Origin of the sequence: Micromonospora sp. URMC 105 (assembly GCF_051386295.1) — a bacterium.
Lineage (GTDB): Bacteria > Actinomycetota > Actinomycetes > Mycobacteriales > Micromonosporaceae > Micromonospora.
In genome coordinates this window covers 67,612-82,111 of record NZ_JBPQTL010000001.1, presented here as the reverse complement: position 1 = coordinate 82,111, position 14,500 = coordinate 67,612, and the positions used below count along the sequence as shown (strand labels likewise).

General features: G+C 72.5%; 14 protein-coding genes. 7 read left to right on the top strand and 7 right to left on the bottom strand.

The window, feature by feature from the left end; translation table 11 throughout:
* Window positions 1–103 precede the first annotated feature (103 nt).
* Window positions 104–1,303, top strand: coding sequence for an RNA ligase RtcB family protein (locus ACSNN7_RS00320; protein ID WP_436678446.1), 1,200 nt, complete (start codon window positions 104–106; stop codon window positions 1,301–1,303).
* On the top strand, window positions 1,300–1,977 hold the full coding sequence (gene prfH / locus ACSNN7_RS00315; RefSeq protein ID WP_436678445.1) for a peptide chain release factor H: 678 nt from the start codon (window positions 1,300–1,302) through the stop codon (window positions 1,975–1,977). The genes ACSNN7_RS00320 and prfH overlap by 4 nt, the downstream gene beginning before the upstream one ends.
* Before the next feature lie 182 nt (window positions 1,978–2,159).
* Here prfH and ACSNN7_RS00310 read toward each other — a convergent pair whose 3' ends face one another.
* Window positions 2,160–2,717 carry an NADPH-dependent FMN reductase gene (locus ACSNN7_RS00310; RefSeq protein ID WP_436678444.1) on the bottom strand — a complete coding sequence of 186 codons (558 nt, stop codon included), beginning with the start codon at window positions 2,715–2,717 and terminating at the stop codon, window positions 2,160–2,162.
* Window positions 2,718–2,817: 100 nt separating this feature from the next.
* Between ACSNN7_RS00310 and ACSNN7_RS00305 the strand changes: the two genes are divergently transcribed.
* Window positions 2,818–3,294: a MarR family winged helix-turn-helix transcriptional regulator gene (locus ACSNN7_RS00305; RefSeq protein WP_436678443.1), complete on the top strand. Its 477-nt coding sequence runs from the start codon at window positions 2,818–2,820 to the stop codon at window positions 3,292–3,294.
* 62 nt (window positions 3,295–3,356) lie between these two features.
* Here ACSNN7_RS00305 and ACSNN7_RS00300 read toward each other — a convergent pair whose 3' ends face one another.
* Window positions 3,357–5,816, bottom strand: a complete 2,460-nt coding sequence (locus tag ACSNN7_RS00300; protein ID WP_436678442.1) for a PEP/pyruvate-binding domain-containing protein — start codon at window positions 5,814–5,816, stop codon at window positions 3,357–3,359.
* An 89-nt stretch (window positions 5,817–5,905) separates the two neighbouring features.
* Window positions 5,906–6,820 (bottom strand): AraC family transcriptional regulator, encoded by a 915-nt coding sequence (locus tag ACSNN7_RS00295; RefSeq protein ID WP_436678441.1) that lies wholly within the window; start codon window positions 6,818–6,820, stop codon window positions 5,906–5,908.
* 83 nt (window positions 6,821–6,903) lie between these two features.
* On the opposite strand from ACSNN7_RS00295, the gene ACSNN7_RS00290 reads away from it, so the two are divergent.
* Entirely contained in the window at window positions 6,904–7,872 is a 969-nt protein-coding gene (locus ACSNN7_RS00290; RefSeq protein ID WP_436678440.1) for an SDR family NAD(P)-dependent oxidoreductase, read from the top strand.
* Window positions 7,873–7,925: 53 nt separating this feature from the next.
* Window positions 7,926–8,387, top strand: a complete 462-nt coding sequence (locus ACSNN7_RS00285) for a nuclear transport factor 2 family protein (RefSeq protein ID WP_436678439.1) — start codon at window positions 7,926–7,928, stop codon at window positions 8,385–8,387.
* A gap of 101 nt (window positions 8,388–8,488) precedes the next feature.
* On the opposite strand, the gene ACSNN7_RS00280 is transcribed toward ACSNN7_RS00285, so the two are convergent.
* Both ACSNN7_RS00280 and ACSNN7_RS00275 read right to left on the bottom strand, forming a co-directional pair.
* On the bottom strand, window positions 8,489–9,301 hold the full coding sequence (locus ACSNN7_RS00280; RefSeq protein ID WP_436678505.1) for a mechanosensitive ion channel family protein: 813 nt from the start codon (window positions 9,299–9,301) through the stop codon (window positions 8,489–8,491).
* A 163-nt stretch (window positions 9,302–9,464) separates the two neighbouring features.
* Window positions 9,465–10,259: a DUF2382 domain-containing protein gene (locus tag ACSNN7_RS00275; RefSeq protein ID WP_436678438.1), complete on the bottom strand. Its 795-nt coding sequence runs from the start codon at window positions 10,257–10,259 to the stop codon at window positions 9,465–9,467.
* A gap of 631 nt (window positions 10,260–10,890) precedes the next feature.
* Between ACSNN7_RS00275 and ACSNN7_RS00270 the strand changes: the two genes are divergently transcribed.
* Both ACSNN7_RS00270 and ACSNN7_RS00265 read left to right on the top strand, forming a co-directional pair.
* Complete coding sequence (locus ACSNN7_RS00270; RefSeq protein WP_436678504.1) at window positions 10,891–11,772, top strand: redoxin family protein; 882 nt, start codon at window positions 10,891–10,893, stop codon at window positions 11,770–11,772.
* A 57-nt stretch (window positions 11,773–11,829) separates the two neighbouring features.
* Complete coding sequence (locus ACSNN7_RS00265; RefSeq protein ID WP_436678437.1) at window positions 11,830–13,023, top strand: MFS transporter; 1,194 nt, start codon at window positions 11,830–11,832, stop codon at window positions 13,021–13,023.
* A 93-nt stretch (window positions 13,024–13,116) separates the two neighbouring features.
* Here ACSNN7_RS00265 and ACSNN7_RS00260 read toward each other — a convergent pair whose 3' ends face one another.
* Window positions 13,117–13,668: a DUF5872 domain-containing protein gene (locus ACSNN7_RS00260; protein ID WP_436678436.1), complete on the bottom strand. Its 552-nt coding sequence runs from the start codon at window positions 13,666–13,668 to the stop codon at window positions 13,117–13,119.
* Between the two features lie 119 nt (window positions 13,669–13,787).
* Window positions 13,788–14,216, bottom strand: coding sequence for a phage holin family protein (locus ACSNN7_RS00255; RefSeq protein ID WP_436678435.1), 429 nt, complete (start codon window positions 14,214–14,216; stop codon window positions 13,788–13,790).
* Window positions 14,217–14,500 lie beyond the last annotated feature (284 nt).

The window sequence follows — 14,500 nt, the reverse complement described above, 5'->3', positions numbered from 1 at the left end:
CCCATGACGTTCTGACGGACCGCACCCCGCTCCCCCGAGGCTCCCCGGCGCCGACGCGCGCCGTGCTGCCGTCCGTCCACATCCTGATCAGGAAGAGAACGTCTTGTCCGAGCAACTCCCTCGGCAGGAGTCCCTGCCGCAGTCCGCCCCGGCCGCCGGTGCCGCCACGGTCACCGTGTTCGCGTCCGCGCGAAGCTGGATCGAGTCCGACGCCGTCGCGCAGTGCCATCAGGTGGCCGCCCTCGACGGCATGATCCACGTCGCCGCCATGCCGGACCTGCACCCCGGCAAGGGCGCTCCCATCGGTGCGGCCATGACGTCGGCCGTGCTCTACCCGTTCCTGGTGGGCTCCGACATCGGGTGCGGCATCTCCGTGTTCCCGATCAGGCTCCGGCGTGCCGTGCCCGAGCGGCTGGCCGCCCGGTTCCCCGACCTCGACCGCGCTCTCGACCCCGAGCAGGATGCCGACGACCCGGCCTGGGCGGTCGTGCCGGGCGAGATCCCCGCCGGCCACGTCGAGGGGCTCGGGACGGTCGGCCGGGGTAACCACTTCGTCGAGCTGGCCCGGGTCGGCTCCGTCTTCGCGCCGGAGGACGCGAGCCGCCTCGGCATCGCCGCCGGCGACCTCGTGCTCGTGGTCCACAGCGGTTCCCGCGGGCTGGGTGAGCGCATCCTGCGGGCGCACACCGAGGTCCACGGCGCGGGCCCCGCCCCCGATCCCGCCGGCTACCTGGCGCAGCACGACGACGCCGTGCGCTGGGGTTCACTCAACCGGCGGCTGCTGGCCGCCCGGGTCGCCCACGCCCTGGGTGCCGAGCCCACCGAGCCGATCGTCGACCAGTGCCACAACCTCGTGGAGATCCGCGACGGGGCCTACCTGCACCGCAAGGGCGCGGCGCCGGGAGACGGCCACGACGTGCTCATCGCCGGTACCCGGGGCACCGCCTCCTACCTCGTGGCCGCCCACGCCGGCCCGGCGGCGAACCACTCGGTGGCGCACGGCGCGGGCCGCAAGATGTCGCGCGCCGACGCCCTGCGCCGCGGCCGGGCCAAGCACACCGTCGAGGAGCTGCGCCGTACGCCGGTGGGGTCGCTGGTGGTGTGCGGCGACCGTCAGCTTCTCTTCGAGGAGGCGCCCACCGCCTACAAGCGCATCGAGCAGGTGATCGCCGACCTGGTCGATCACGAGCTGGCCACGCCCGTGGCCACCACGGTTCCCCTGGTCACCTACAAGACGCCCGAGCTCGGGTCCACGAGCCGGCCGGAGCGCCGCGACCACCGCCGTACGCGAGGCCGGCAGTGAGCGTCCACCTGCTGCTGTCGGCGGGGCGGGGCCCGCAGGAGTGTGCCTGGGCGCTGGCCCGGCTGCTGGGGCGCCTGGAAGCCGACGCCGTCCGGCACCGTCTGGAGATCCATCGGGTCGAGACCTTTCCCGGTGACCGGCCCGAGACCTACCGATCGGTCCTGATCCGGATCGACGGAACCGGCGCCGAGGAGTTCGCCGGTACCTGGACCGGAACGCTGTGCCTGCAGGCCCCGAGCCCCTACCGGGCCGGCGTCGGCCGGAAGAATTGGTACGTCATCGCCCGACCGTGCCGGGTGGACACCCCGCGGACGCCGTTCGTCGAAGCGGACGTCGACGTCGTCGCCTGCCGCACCGGCGGTCCCGGCGGCCAGCACCGGAACAAGGCCAGCACGGCGGTACGGGCCACCCACCGCCCCACGGGGTTGGTCGTGGTGGTCGACACCGAGCGGCAGTTCAGCCTCAATCGCCGGATCGCCCTGCGGCTGCTGCGCGAGCGCATCGCGCAGGGCGACGAGGCGGCGGGGCGGGCCGTCACCGCCGCCCGCCGACGCGTCCACGACGAGCTGGTCCGGGGCGACCCCATCCGGGTCGAACGGCTCGACCCTTCCGGGCCGGACGTGCCCCCGCAGCGGCGACGGCGGACTACCCCGCGGCCGGACCCGCCGCGGTAGTGGCCGGGTCCGGCCGGCCCGGGCCGTTCTTACCCGGACATGGAGAAAGGCCGCGCCGAGCAGTAGCCGCGCCACGCTGAGCGGCCGGTGCTCGAAAGCGGCCTTCCTCGATACCGGTCAGCGCCGGCACAAACCGGACAGCTGACGGGTCGCCCTCCGGCTGGCGCCGGAAGGCGACGTCATCACTTGCGCAGGTGGGCGAGGGCCTGGCTCCAGGCGACGACCTGGTCGAGGGTGGTGGTGAGGGCGTCGCGCTGGTGGTCGCCGGGCTTGAAGGTGCTGAAGTTCTCGAAGTCGGTGAACAGCGAGAGGGCGACCTGGGCGCGGACGTCGGCCATCATCAGCTCGCCGGCGACGAGGCGCAGGTGCTCGACGGCGCGGGCACCACCGAGGGCGCCGTAGCTGACGAAGCCGACGGCCTTGTTGTTCCACTCGGCGAAGAGGAAGTCGATGGCGTTCTTCAGGGCACCGGAGGTGGAGTGGTTGTACTCGGGGGTGACCATGACGAAGCCGTCGAACGAGGCGATCTTGCTGGCCCAGGCCAGGGTGTGCGGCTGCTGGTACTGGCCCATCGACGGCGGGTAGATCTCGTCGAGGTGCGGCAGCTTGTAGTCGATCAGGTCGACGATCTCGAACTCGGCGTCGCTGCGCTGCGCGGCGACCTCGTGGACCCACTGTCCGACGGCGGCTCCGTTACGGCCCGGTCGGGTGCTGCCGATGATGATTCCGATCCTGGTCATCTGCGTTTCCTCTCGGTGGAGAACACCCGGACAGGTGTTCTTGCTTCGCGTCGCAACTATAGGCCGCGCATTTTCTTCGTCAAGCAAGTACGCTGGAGTCATGTCCGTCGTCACATCGCAGCCGTCACCGACCCCGGAAGGGGTGCAACCGCTCAATCCGGACGAGGAGGCCGTCGTCCGGTCCCTCAACCGCGTCATCTACGCCCTGCCCCGGGCGATCGACGCCGACATGGTCCGCGCCCAGCGGCTGCCCGCCATCGAGTACCTGACCCTGATGCACCTCTCCGAGGCGCCCGAGCGGCGGTTGCGGATGAGCGAACTGGCCGCCGCCTGCGAGATGTCGCTCAGCGGCATGAGCCGGGTGGTGCAGAAGCTGGAGAGCCAGGGGTACGTCCAGCGGGTCCGGTGCGAGGAGGACGCCCGGGGCTGGAACGCCGTCCTCACCGACGCGGGCTTCGCCCGCCTGGAGCAGGCCTGGCCCGCCCACCTCGCCGCAGTGCGCCGGAACTTCCTCGACCACCTGGCGGGCATCGACCTCAAGAAGCTCGCGGCGGCCCTGCAGAACGTCGCCACCTGAGCGGAGGGTGGGCCCCGACACCTCGTGGTGCGTGACCCACCCGGGCCTCGCTCGGCACGGCCTCAGACGGCGGTGCCGAGCGAGCCGCTGATCGCCGGCCGCTGGGCGGCACCACCCTCGCCCGGTGCGGTCGCCATGGTCACCGTGCCGGCGGCGGCGTCCACCGTGACGATCTGCCCGGTGCGGATCGCGCGGGTGGCGCCGGGGACACAGATCACGGCGGGGATGCCGTACTCACGGGCGACGGTCGGACCGTGGGCCATGATCGCGCCGGTCTCGGTGACCAGCGCGGCTGCGGTCAGGAACAGGGGTGTCCAGCCCGGGTCGGTGGTGGGCGCGACCAGGATCTCGCCGGGTTCGATGTGAGCGGTGGCGGGGTCGTGCACGACCCGGGCGGGTCCGGTCGCCCGGCCGGCGGCTGCCCCCACTCCGCGCAGCGCGCCGCTCGGGGCCGGTGCAGGCGCCAGGACGGCCTCGACGTCGGTGCCGTCGGAGAGCACGGCCACCGGGACGCTCCGGCGGCGCAGTTCCCGCCGGTGCACCGCGCGTCGGGCGGCGACGGTCGACCGCTGGTCGGCACCGTCGTGCACGGCGGTCTCCGCCTCGTCGAGGGTCAGGAACATGATGTCGTCGGGCTGCTCCAGCAGCTGCCGCTGGGCCAGTTCGGCGCCGACGAGCAGCAGTTGCCGGCGCATCTCCCGCAACGGGTACAGGCCGGCGAACTTGCCGGCCTCGCGCAGCCCGGCCAGCATCCGGGCCCGGCGCAGGAGGAAGCCGGCGAGGCGGCCACGGACGGGCCGGCGGCGGCGCGCCCGGACCGAGAGTTGTTCCAGGGTGACTTCGGCGGTCGCCGCGGCCCGGGCGAACCGGCGGTCGGGGGCCAGCTCCAGGTCGGTGACCCGCAGGTAGTTGGCGATGGCGGCGAAGACCGGGGTGGGGTCCTCCGCCCAGCGCGGCACGCCGAGGTCCACCTCCGCGGCGCCGCGGTGGCCGTACCTGTCCAGGAAGGCCGCCAGGCCGATGTCGGGCAGCGTTCCCCGGGCGTACGCCTCGGCGAGTTCCGACGGCGCGGTGGTGAGCAGCAGCTCCCGGTGCTCGCGGGCCTGTCGGCTCAACGCCCACAGCGCCAGGTCCATCTCGATGGTGACGTTGTGCGGCATCCCGCCCAGCACCGTGTTGATCTCGTCGGGGCCGGCCACTCCCCGCAACAGCACGGGCGGCAGCGCGGACGCGAGCATGCCGGCGACGATCGGCCAGACGATCTCGTCGGAGCCGTCCGAGGTGTCCACGGCACGCACGAACCGCAGCCGCTCGGCGGCGGTGTCCAGCCCGGCGGGAGCGGCCGAGGCGATCCTCAGTCGCTCGACCTCGCGGAGCAGGCGGATCCGGGCGGCCTCCGGGCGGGCCAGCGCCCGGACGACCCCGGTCACGGCACGCAGCCCGATCCGCAGGCCAGGCCCCGTCCCGGCGCGGCGAGGGGCGGCGCCGGGCTGCGGGGCGAATCGCGGATCGGCGAGGACGTGCTCCATCACCGCCTGGGCGCGCGGGCCGAAGTCCACCGCCATCAGTTTGACCAGTCGCTTGCGCGCGGACGGGTGGCGCGCGAGGTCGGTCAGGTCGCCGTACAGCCGGCCGCCGATGTCGGTGATCTCCACGCTGAGGCCGACGGCAGCAAGCATCGCCGCCACCAGCGACTTCAAGGTGGACATGCCCATCGGGGTGACGGGCTGCAGCATGCCCTGCACGTGTCCGAATTCGAGGTAGACGCGGGGAGCTGTTCGCCCCGTCTCCGGCGGCAGCGGGAACAGGGTGGTGACGGGCCGCGACTGGAGCAGCCACAGGACGCCCTCCCGGTCGTACGCCCACTCGACGTCCTGTGGCCCGCCGAAGTGCTCCTGCAGCCGTCGGCCCGCCGCCCGCAGCTCGTCGAGCTGGGCGGCGGTGAGCAGGCCGGCGCCGGTCGGTGGCGAGCCGTCGAGGACGTACCGCTCGGCGGTGGCGCTGCCGTCCACGACGGCGGTGCCCAGCCCCGCGGCGGCCTCCACCATCATCTCCGTCCGGCGACCGGTGAGCGGGTTCGCGGTGAACAGCACCCCCGCGACCACCGGGTCGATCATGCGCTGCACCACGACGGCCATGCGCACCGACCGCTGGTCGATCTGGTGCGCGTCGCGGTAGGCGACGACGCGGTCGTGGTGCAGCGAGTCCCAGCAGGCCCGGATCGCCGCCAGGAGGTCCGGGACTCCGGCGACGTCGAGGAACGTGTCCTGCTGGCCGGCGAAGCTGGCGTCCGGCAGGTCCTCCGCCGTCGCGCTGGAGCGCACCGCCACCCGGCCCGCGCCGAGCCGTTCGTACGCCTCGGCGACCTCGTCCTCCGGGATCACCCCGAGTTCGTGGGCGGTGGTGGTGACGCAGAAGCCCTCCGGCACCCGCTCACCCGACCGGGCCATCTCCCCCAGTCCGGCGGCCTTGCCACCCACCAGGTGGGCCAGGCCGGCGGTCGACTCGGACAACGCAATCACCCGCACGTGGCACCCCCACCCTTTGGCAATGCGGCTGCATTGCGAAGTCAGGGTACGCGCTTCGCAATGCAAGTGCAATGCATCCGGGCTCAGCTCCCGTGGGCGAGCCGGCTGCGGTAGGCGCGCGGAGAGCAGCCCATGGTCCGCTTGAAGGCCACGCTGAAGGCGCTCTCCGAGCCGTAGCCGACGGACCGGGCGACGGTCGCGAGGGTCTCGCCACGGCGGATCCGCTCGGCTGCCAGCTCGACCCGCCAGTGGGTGAGGTACTCCAGCGGACCCTTGCCGACCACGTCCTTGAACCGGGCGGCCAGCGTGGACCGGGAGACGGCCGCGGCTCGGGCCAGCTCCGCCACGGTCCAGGGGTGGGCGGGCCGGGCGTGCATGCCGCGCAGCGCGGCGGCGACCGTCGGGTCCGCCAGCCCGGCCAGCCAGCCCGCCGTTCTGCCCGGATCGCGCTCCAGATGCAGGCGCAGGATGCGGATCAGCATGACCAGCGCCAGGTGTTCGGCGACCAGCGTTCCCCCCATCGGCCGGCGCCGCAGTTCGACGTCGATCTCCCCCACCGCCCACCGCACCGTCGCGGCCTCCGGGGTCGAGGCGGACACGTGCAGGACCGGCGGCAGATCGTCGAGCAGCAGCTCGCGAGCCCGCCCGACGAAGTCGAACCCACCGCCGATCAGGAACGCCTCATCGCCTTCTCCGGCCCGGGCCACGCCGTCCCCGGCCGCCGCGAAGAGGGGATGCGCGGGTTCGGCCGGCAGCGCCAGGTCGCTGGCGAGGGTGAACGGGCGCGGCCGGGTCAGCACGAAACAGTCGCCCTCGTGAAGCCGGACCGGATCGGGCAGGCCGTCCACCCGGAGCCAGCAGTCGCCCCGGCGAACGGCGTTGAACTTCAGCCCGGCCGGCGGCGGAAAGGCGACCGCCCAGCGCCCGCCGGCGGACATACCGCACGACAGATAGCTCGACACCTGCAACAGCGACAGCACGTCCTCCAACGGGTCCATCCCTGCCCCCTTGGACGCACACGAAAGAATGTAAGAGTTCAGACTATAGGCAGTCCGGGCCGAGCGCTCGTAGCGTTGCCGCCATGACCAGCACCACGCGCGTGACCACCCCGTTCACCGCCCGGACCACCGCCGCCGAGATCCTCGACGGTGTCGACCTCACCGGGCGCCGGATCATCGTCACCGGCGGCGCCTCCGGCATCGGCGCGGAAACGGTGCGTGCCCTCGCCGGAGCGGGGGCGGAGGTCACCGTCGCCACCCGTGAGCCCGCACGGGCGGCGGGCCTGGTCGAGGAGTTCGCCGCGGCCGCCCCGGGCGCCGTCCGGGCCGCGGCGCTCGACCTGGCCGACCTGGACTCGGTCGACGCGTTCGTCGCCGGCTGGGAGGGCCCGCTGCACGCCCTGATCGCCAACGCCGGGATCATGGCGGTGCCGCAGCGGCAACTGACCGCCGAGGGTTGGGAACTCCAGCTCGCCACCAACTACCTGGGCCACTTCGCGCTCGCCCGCGGGCTGCGCGACAACCTCCGGGCCGCCGGGTCGGCCCGGGTCGTGGTGGTCAGCTCGGGCGCTCAACTGCGGGCCGGGGTCGACTTCGACGACCCGCAGTTCACCCGGCGCGCGTACGACCCGTGGACCGCGTACGGCCAGTCCAAGACCGCGGACGTCCTGCTCGCGGTCGGCATCGCGCGGCGGTGGGCCGGCGACGGGATCACCGCCAACGCCTTCACGCCGGGGTACGTCCACACCAACCTGCAACGCCACCTCGACGCCGACACGATGCGCGCCTTCGGGGCGATGGACGAGGCGGGCAACCTCGTCACGCCGTCGTACTACAAGAGCCCGGCACAGGGCGCGGCGACCTCGGTGCTGCTCGCCGCGTCGCCACTGGTCGAGGGCGTCAGCGGCCGCTACTTCGAGGACGACAACCAAGAGGCGGAGGTCGTGCCGGGTGGCCCGGAGCCGAGCACCGGCGTGGCCGAGCACGCGGTCGACCCGGCCGCCGCCGACCGGCTCTGGGCGTACGCCGAACAGGTCCTCGACGCGCGGTGAGCAGCGCGGATGCGACCGGCTTCCGCAGCTGACCGCACAGTTCCACTCTCGCGGTGGCCGACGCCACCGCCTGTCCCCATACGGAGTTTCTGATGTCGCATGGCACCGCTCGGGAGGCAACGGTCCGGGAAACGGTCCAGACCTTCTTCCAACTGCTCGGCGCGGGCGATCCGGACCGCATCGCGGACGTCTTCGCCGAAGAGATCGACTGGTACGTCCCGGGTGACGAAAGCCTGCCCTGGACCGGGCGTCGCACCCACCGCCGGGAGGTACCCGAGTACTTCACGCTGCTCTGGCCGGCCCTCGTCGCCGGGAAGAGCGTCGTCGAGTTCGACAAGCTGCTCGTCGACGGCGACGACGCGGTGTGGCTGGGCCGGTTCACCCACACGGTGAAGGCGAACAACCGGACCTTCACCACGCCGGTGGCCTTCCATTTCACCGTGCAGAACAGCAAGATCGTCCGTCTGCACCTGTACGAGGACACCCACGTCGTCGCGCAGGCCGTCGCTGCCTGACGCCTCGGCGCCGCCAACGGTGCGCGGGGTGCGCACAGCGCGAGGGCGGGCACCGGTCCGGAGGACCGGTGCCCGCCCTCCACTCGTTCGATCGTCGACGATCAGCGGTAGTTGGCGCGGCCCGCCTCGGGGATGACCATGGTGGCCTCGTTGCCGGCTTCCACGCCCGGTCCGCCCACCGGCTGGGCCGGCGGCATGGTGGCCATCGCCGCTTCGGCGTCCCGGCGACCGGCCTGGTAGGCGCGGGTGTGGGCGGCGATGGTCTGCGACTCCTCCTGAGCGCGGGTGAGCCAGTTCTCCCAGCGGCTCTGCATCGGCCGGACCAGGCCGCCGCCGACGCCGACGACGAGGATGCCGCCGACGGTGGCGAGCACGGCGATCAGCACCGGAGTGGTGACCGCGGTGGCGACACCGATCTGGTTGAGCGCGGCGATGATGCCCAGGCCGAGGATGAACACCGAGGCGATGGTGGCCAGCACCCGGCCGTAGGACAGGCCACCGAGGGCGCTGGAGATGAGGTCCTTGACGGCCTTGGCGATCGCGGCGGCGACGACCACGATGACGATGGCGACGAACGCCTTCGGCAGCCAGGCGACCACGCCGCGGATCAGGTCGGAGATCGGGTTCGGGCCCCAGATGCCGAAGGCCAGCTGCAGGGTGACCAGCAGGACCCCGTAGTAGGCGAGCTTGGCCACGATGTCGCTGGCGTCGTACTTCGACCGGGCCAGCGCGGTCTTGATGCCGCCCCGCTCGACGGCCCGGTCGAAGTGGACCCGCTCCAGGACCTTGTCCACGATCTTCAGTACGGCCTTGGCGATCAGCCAGCCCACCACCAGGATCGCCACGAAGGCGACCGCCTTGGGCAGGAACAACATCACTGAGCGGAAGCGCGTCACCCACCGCGTCGCCAAAATTGTCTTTCATCGAATCGCCCTCCATGCCTATAGAAGCATTTCCAGGATCCGATCTACCCGCCCACGTGACACCCAAGACTCCTCCGACCATCGGATCCCACGCACGGAAATGCGGTGCCACCTCCGCACCAATTTCGGAGGCGGCACCGCATTTTCGCGGCACTCAGTTCAGGTCGCGGCGACCCTCGTCGGGCAGGTCGGCCTCGATGCGCTCCTTGCGGACCTCGCCGCCGACGGTCTCGGTGTCGGTGACGGTCTCCTTGCCCAGGCGGACCCGCTCGACCGGCACGGCCTCCTTGGCGACCACGGGCCGCTCGGCGTGCAGCGTGACCTCGTGCTCCTCCTCGCTGATGGCCGGGCCGTCCATCGCCCTGCCGACGTTGGCGTCGGTGATCGGCTCGCGCTCCAGCCGGACCTCCTCGCGCTGGACGGGCACGGTCACCTGCTGGTGCTCGGTCACCACGTACTTACGCAGCCGCGCCTTGCCGGCCTGCTCCCGCTCGGTGCCGACGTGGAGCCGCTCCTCCGAGCGGGTCATGGCGTCGTCGGTGTTCGGACCGGAGGTGTCGTGCCCGGCGCCGGCCTGGTAGGACGCGTCGGCGCCGGAGTAACCGGCCGAGCCGTGGTCCCGGTAGGACTCGTCCCAGCTCAGGCCGTAGTGCCGGTAGAGGTCGGCGACCTCCTCGCCGCTGAGCGGCTCGTCGTGGGAGACGTCGACGTTCGGCGCGTCCTTCACCCGCCCCTTGTCGAACGGCACGGTCAGCCGGTCACCGTCCAGCGCCGCCGACTGCAGGGGCACCAGCGACTCGTTCATCCCGAAGAAGCCGGTACGGACGCTGGCCCACGCCGGCTGGCCGGCCCCGTCGGCCCAGACCTGGCCTACCGTGCCGATCTTGTCGCCGTCGCGGTCGAAGACCTCACGGCCGATGACAGTGGTCGCATGCTCCTGGCCAATCATGTGGCACCTCTCTTTTCTGTCTGTCGGTGCCGATCCAGTACCCCCGGCCGGAGCCCCAAACCAGACTTCTTCCCCGCTTTTCGCCGGGCGGGGAGCGCCGTTTTCCGGGGCACCGTCCCGGCGGATATACAAAAGCGGTCAGGAATCGCTGCCGTGCCGCGGAATTGTGCGAGAGTCCCGTGCACGGGATCGGACACCGAAGGTTCTCACCGCGCACTGCGCGACGGGCCGGCCGGACGGACCGGGCGGCACGAGTGGGTGACCGGCGGCGTCCGGTAGCCCCCAGGAGGGACCACCGGAGCGGGATGAACTCGGCTTTCAGGCTCGCGCGCCCTGACGCGTGGCTACGCTGAGCACGACATCGCGAGGAACCACCGGCGGCACCGGGGGCACCGCTCGCGCGGCGGTCAGGGCGCGACGCCGCCCTGCGGGGGCGGGCGGCCCGCGCCGCTCTCGATCGTCTTCCGTCGCCCGCACCCGGGCAGGTCCAGGAACCCAGCGGACTGGGGAGTCTCATGTCGATGCCGACCGTCGTACGCCCGTGCCGGATCGTCGTCCCGGGCGCCACCGCGCAGCGGACCGCGGAGCACCTCCCGGCCACCTCCCGGTCGCCGCGGTGACCGCGGTGGCCATGCGGCTTCCGACCTTCGCCGGCCAGCGGTGGGTGAACTCGCCGCCGCTGACCCCGGATGCGCTGCACGGCCGGGTGGTCCTGATCGACGTCTGGGAGTACACCTGCATCAACTGGATCCGCACCGCGCCGTACGTCAAGGCGTGGCACCGCGACTACGCCGACCTGGGGCTGACCGTCATCGGCGTGCACGCGCCCGAGTTCGAGTTCGGCAGGCACGCCGAGAACATCGACCGGGCGATCCGCGACCACGGCCTGACGCATCCCATTGCGATCGACAACGACTTCACGTTCTGGCGGGCCCTCGGCAACGACGCCTGGCCGGCGAAGTACCTCTTCGACGCGGACGGCAGGCTCGTCGACCGGTGGGTCGGCGAGGGCAGCTACGAGCGGGTGGAGTCGGAGATCCGGCGGCTTCTCGAGATCCGGGCGCCCGGCACCAGGCTCCCGCCGGTCAGCCAGGAGACGATGACCTTCGCCCGGACCGGGCCGCCCTCGTACGTCGGCGTCACGCCCGAGACGTACCTCGGCGCCGCGCGCAGCCTGCCGGGCACGTTCGCCCTGAGCGGCGACTGGGCGACCAGCAAGGAGTACGTCGAACTCGCCGGCGGCACCGGCGAGCTGGCCGTGCCCTTCAACGCCGGCGAGGTGAACCTCGTCGTCGACCCCGGGCCCGCCGGGCAGGCCGCGGTCAGGGTGCTGCTCGACGGAGAGCCGATCGGCGACGAGCGCGGCGCCGACGTCGACCCGGACGCGATCGCGCACGTCGACCGGGCCGCCATGATCCGGCTCGTCGCCGCCGCGTCCCGGGACGACCACCTGCTGACCCTCGTCGCCGACCGGCCCGGCTTGCGCGCGTACGCCTTCACCTTCGGTCCCTAGACACCGTCCGCCTCCGTGCCGGACCGCCGCTCGCAGCTCACCCGAGGAGCACGTCTGATGAGTACCGCCGAGACGAGGCGTCTCTCGCCGAAGGTCGCCCTGCTGCTGCTCGCCTCGATCCTCGTGAGCTTCGTGGCCGCATCGGCGGCGCCGACCCCGCTCTACGAGATCTACCAGATGCGCTGGCAGTTCTCGCCGATCTCCACGACGGTGATCTTCGCCGTCTACGCCGTCGCGGTGCTGGCCTCCCTGCTCACGGTCGGCAAGCTCTCCGACCACGTCGGGCGGCGGCCGGTGCTGCTCGTGGCGATCGCCGTCCAGGCGGTCTCGCTGGTCATCTTCATCGTCGCCAACGGCGTATCCGCGCTGGTGGTCGCCCGCATCGTGCAGGGGCTCTCGGCCGGCGCCGCGATCGGTACCGCCGGTGCCGCCATGCTCGACATCGACCGCGCCCGCGGCACGCTCGCGAACGCTCTCGCCCCCGGTGTCGGCACCGGGATCGGTGCTCTGCTCTCGGCGCTGCTCGTCCAGTTCCTGCCCGCGCCGACCCGACTGGTGTACGTGGTCCTGCTCGTCGTCCTGCTGATCCAGGGCATCGGGGTCGCGCTGATGGCGGAGACGGTCACGCCGATGAAGGGGGCGCTGCAGAGCCTGCGGCCGCAGGTCACGCTGCCCCGCGCCGTCCGCGGGCCGGTACTGGCCGTCGCCCCGGTGGTCTTCGCCGTCTGGGCGCTGGCCGGCTTTTTCCTCGCCCTCGGCCCGGCGCTCGTGCGCGCCCTCATGGAGATGTCGATCGTGGTCGGCGGCCTGGTCGTCTTCGTCTTCTCCCTCTTCGGGGTCGGCGCCATCCTCCTGCTGCGCAACGCCGCCGCGCGGACCGTGATGCACACGGCGATCGCCGCCCTCATCCTGGGCATGATCATCACGCTGGTGTCGATCGCCGCCGAATCCCTGGCCGGCTTCTTCGTCGGCATCGCGCTCGGGGGCATCGGCTTCGGTGGTGGCTTCACCGGCAGCCTCAAGACGGTCCTGCCGCTGGTCGAGGCGCACCAACGCGCCGGTGTGCTCTCCGTGCTCTACATCGTGTCGTACGTCGGCTTCGGCCTGCCCACCGTCATCGCCGGCTTCCTCGTGGTCTACGGCGGCGGCCTGCCCCGGACCGCCATCGAGCTCGCCGTCGCCGTCATCCTCCTCGCCCTGGTCGCCCTGCTCGGGCTGCACCGGGCCGGCCGGACCTCGTCACCCGGCTGACGAGACCTGGTCAGGGCCGGGGAAGGCGAAGCCTCTGCGCAGGGAGAGCGGCCACCCGGCTCTCGGGTGGCCGCTGTTCGTGACCCGCTCCGATCACCGCCGGCCGAGTTCCGCTTCGAGGCGCTGGAGGAGCGTCTTACGCGCCTTGCCCTCGCGCTCGCGCCGCAGGGCGGTCTTGAGCTGCCCGGTGTCGAGGCCGCGGACGAGCTTGGCCGCCTCGGCGACCGGCAGCTCCGACAGCCGGCCGGCCGTGGTGGCGTCCCGGCGCGCCTGCTTGGCCGACCCGGTGTTGGACACGTACTGCTTGCCGGATCGAGACGCCGCGCGCTTCTTGTTGTCCGTCGCGCGCTTCTCGCCCTCGGAGAGCTCCTCCCAGGCCCGCTTCGGCAGGTAACGACTCGTGGTGCCGTCGCGACGCGCGCGGGTGTCGCCCTCCTTGGTCTGCCACTTCTCCTCGCCCCAACGCTGCAGGGACTTCTGCCGCTCGTCCTTGGGGCCCTGGAAACCGCCGCCGCGTTTCTTGTACTCCTGGGTGAGCAGCTGCGACTTACGCGCCGACCACTGCCCCTGCCTGCCGCCCTTGTCGGAAGCCTTGATCTCTTCCTTGAGCTGCTCCCTGAGTTCGGGCTTCGTGTATCGCGCCATGGGTGGCAGCTACCCGGGCCTGCACCGCCTATGCCTGCCGGCCCCTCGACCCAGGGCGAGGTTCACGTGTCCGGGGCTCACCGGCGACGCCACGGCCGACGCGCGCGCGGCCGTCGAGGTCACCCGTCCCGTCGGGCGGAACCCCACCGGTCGAGTTCCTCCCGAACGGCGGCGGCCCCGGCCGGCACCACCTGGCTCGCGGTCGCGGAGACGGCGTCCTGCATCTCGTCGGCCAGCCAGGCCGAGCCGCCGCCGGCCGCCCGCAGCTGCTGCAGGCCCGCCCGGCCCAGCACCACGGCGGCAGCGAAGTAGCCCGCGGTGAGTCCCGCGGTGGCCAGCCGGCGGGGCAGGAAGCTCTCCAGCACGCGCAGCGCGGTCGCCGAGGCGGCCCCGGCCCCCAGGACGAGACACCCGCCGGCGGTGGCGAGCAGCGCCAGGCCGGCGCCCGCCGGACGGGCCGACCGCACCACATGGGCGCGTACCTGCCGGATCTCCTCCCGCACCACCTCGGCCACCTCGGCAGCCAGGCGCTCGGTCGGACCGACCACTCCTGCGGATGCTCCGGACCGTCCCGCCGCCGCGTCACCCATGGGTCCCCCTCCTCGGCCACTGCGGGCAGCCGCTTACCCACGAACGTCACCGGCATGCCTGTCCGCTGCCGTTGCGGACAAGACCACGACGAAGCCGTCGGCGTGGCTGCCGGGGCGCCATCGGTGCCCGCAGGCGTGGGAGGGGCGATTCGGGACACCGGCGCGGCGTCCTCCCGCACTCGGTCAGGGTCGGCGACCGTTCGGTCCGCCGTACCGGTGGTGTTCGCGGCACCGGAGGTGGT

Excerpts from the sequence above, each read along its gene's own strand:
- ACSNN7_RS00275 (WP_436678438.1), bottom strand. The coding sequence starts at position 10,259 with ATGATTGGCCAGGAGCATGCGACCACTGTCATCGGCCGTGAGGTCTTC.
- ACSNN7_RS00295 (WP_436678441.1), bottom strand. The coding sequence starts at position 6,820 with ATGGACCCGTTGGAGGACGTGCTGTCGCTGTTGCAGGTGTCGAGCTAT.
- ACSNN7_RS00270 (WP_436678504.1), top strand. The coding sequence starts at position 10,891 with ATGCGGCTTCCGACCTTCGCCGGCCAGCGGTGGGTGAACTCGCCGCCG.
- ACSNN7_RS00290 (WP_436678440.1), top strand. The coding sequence starts at position 6,904 with ATGACCAGCACCACGCGCGTGACCACCCCGTTCACCGCCCGGACCACC.
- ACSNN7_RS00305 (WP_436678443.1), top strand. The coding sequence starts at position 2,818 with ATGTCCGTCGTCACATCGCAGCCGTCACCGACCCCGGAAGGGGTGCAA.
- ACSNN7_RS00260 (WP_436678436.1), bottom strand. The coding sequence starts at position 13,668 with ATGGCGCGATACACGAAGCCCGAACTCAGGGAGCAGCTCAAGGAAGAG.
- ACSNN7_RS00265 (WP_436678437.1), top strand. The coding sequence starts at position 11,830 with ATGAGTACCGCCGAGACGAGGCGTCTCTCGCCGAAGGTCGCCCTGCTG.
- ACSNN7_RS00310 (WP_436678444.1), bottom strand. The coding sequence starts at position 2,717 with ATGACCAGGATCGGAATCATCATCGGCAGCACCCGACCGGGCCGTAAC.